Origin of the sequence: Anaerococcus lactolyticus ATCC 51172 (assembly GCF_000156575.1) — a bacterium.
Classification (GTDB): Bacteria; Bacillota; Clostridia; order Tissierellales; family Peptoniphilaceae; genus Anaerococcus; species Anaerococcus lactolyticus.
This window is the reverse complement of record NZ_GG666183.1, coordinates 1-238: the sequence shown is the minus strand read 5'-3', so window position 1 is coordinate 238 and position 238 is coordinate 1. Positions and strand designations below refer to the sequence as shown.

The following is a 238-nucleotide window of genomic DNA, read 5'->3' as shown; positions in this document are numbered from 1 at the left end:
CCGGAGCCGGCGCCGAAGCGATCTCGCGGACATGGGCGAGCAGGTCGTCGCCGCCGATCTGGTGACCGAGCAGCAGCACCACGCCGCTGCCCGCCTCGGCGACCTTGGTCATCGCCGCGCGCAGGCTCCAGCGGCCCGGCTGGTTGACCTGCAGCAGGTCGCGCAGCGGGTCCATGTTATGCACGCGAACCAGGGTCGGCTCTTCCGCGCAGACCTTGCCGAGGGTCAGCGCCAGGTG

The 238-nt window shown here is 71.8% G+C and carries 1 protein-coding gene; it reads right to left on the bottom strand.

Going from position 1 to position 238, the window contains the following annotated elements; all coding sequences use genetic code 11:
- A partial coding sequence (locus HMPREF0072_RS11695; protein ID WP_211204257.1) for a bifunctional 3,4-dihydroxy-2-butanone-4-phosphate synthase/GTP cyclohydrolase II occupies positions 1 to 238 on the bottom strand: 238 nt, incomplete at both ends.